Source organism: Pelomonas sp. KK5, from assembly GCF_001984095.1.
Taxonomy (GTDB): domain Bacteria; phylum Pseudomonadota; class Gammaproteobacteria; order Burkholderiales; family Burkholderiaceae_C; genus KK5.
In genome coordinates, this window is record NZ_LYVQ01000476.1 from 1 (window position 1) to 1,317 (window position 1,317).

A 1,317-nucleotide genomic window follows, 5' to 3' on the forward strand; every position below is an offset into this window, starting at 1 on the left:
GAGCCGGCGATGGACACGCGCAGGGATTTCACCGCCTGCACCGCGGCGTCGCCGCTGCCGGCGATGCTGACCTTCACCTCGTCGGCCGCCAGCGCCTTGGTCTTCACGTCGCCGGAGCCGGCGATGGTCACGTTGAGGGTGGTGGCGCGGCCGGCGGCGGTCACGTCGCCGCTGCCGGAGACCTTGACGCCCAGCTTCTCGCTGTCGAGCTTGTCGAAGACGATGTTGCCGGAGCCGGCGATGCTGGCGCTGACCTCCGGCGTCTTCATCGCCGCCACCTTCACATCGCCCGAGCCGGCCAGCGAGATCGAGCGAAGCGAGGGCATGTCCAGGATCAGCTCGGGCGTGTTGCGCGTGCTCAGGCTCACGCCGCGGCGGGTGCTCAGCTCCAGCGTGCGGCCCTTGCTGCCTTCGACGACGCGGGTCTCGATGTATTGCAGCAGGTTCTTGTCGATCTTCAGCTCGACCCGGTTCGTGGCCGCCTGGCGGATCAGGATCTTGAAGTCGCCGGCGGTGGAGACGCCGTCGAAGGCGCCGACGTCGCGCACCTCGCTGCCGATATCTCCGCTGCCCTTGACGCGCTCCTCGCTGCCACCGAAGTTGATGGACCAGGCATTGGCGCTGGCGGCGACGGCCAGGCCCACGGCAGCGAGGGCGAGGAAGCGGCGGTTCTTGTTCATGTCAGGCTCCGGTTCATGTCTTTGGAGCCTCCATCGTGCCGGCGGCGCGGCGCCCGGCGAAGCGGGAAACGACAGGGTGCAGGAATCAGGGCCTGGACTGCGCTTTTTCAGTGCCCCTTCGGCGCCGGCTTGGCATCATCCTCGGCGTCGGGATTCGACGCGGCGGGCTTGACCATGGACGGCCGCGGCACCACCGGGGCAATGCCCTCGATCTTGTTCTCGCGCATATAGGCGTCCATCTCCTTCCAGCCGGCGAAGACGGCTGCGCGCTGGGCCTTGGGGTTCAGCGTGTAGCAGTCCTCGATGGCGCGGTTGGCGTGGCGGCAGGCGCTGCCGATGGCCTTGCCGTCGGCCTCCTTGGCGGCGGCGACCTTGGCCGGATCCTCGATGCCGAGTTGGTCGCAAGCGGCCAGCGGCAAGAGAAGAAGCAGGACGAGCGCAGTCTTGGTCATCCTGCAAGTATCGGCCAAGGGGCCGTCGAGCTTGAGCGTTAGCAGCGCATCAACGCGCCATGGCCATCAGCCGCTCGATCCGCTCCTCGGTGGACGGATGGGTGCTGAACAGGCCGCGCAGGCCGCCGCCGGACAGCGGGTTCATGATCATCATCTGCGCCGTCTCGGGGTGGCGCTCGGCAGCG

General features: G+C 68.3%; 2 protein-coding genes and 1 pseudogene. All 3 read right to left on the reverse strand.

The window, feature by feature from the left end; genetic code table 11:
• The coding region (locus B0W88_RS31760; RefSeq protein ID WP_077038407.1) for a head GIN domain-containing protein at positions 1-680 on the reverse strand (680 nt) is incomplete at its 3' end.
• A 107-nt stretch (positions 681-787) separates the two neighbouring features.
• Positions 788-1,132, reverse strand: a complete 345-nt coding sequence (locus B0W88_RS31765; protein WP_077038408.1) for a hypothetical protein — start codon at positions 1,130-1,132, stop codon at positions 788-790.
• Between the two features lie 49 nt (positions 1,133-1,181).
• A pseudogene (locus tag B0W88_RS33320) lies at positions 1,182-1,317 on the reverse strand (protease HtpX); the annotation flags it as partial.

Bases quoted from the DNA above. Each gene is read 5' to 3' on its own strand.
- B0W88_RS31765 (WP_077038408.1), bottom strand. From the start codon at position 1,132: ATGACCAAGACTGCGCTCGTCCTGCTTCTTCTCTTGCCGCTGGCCGCT.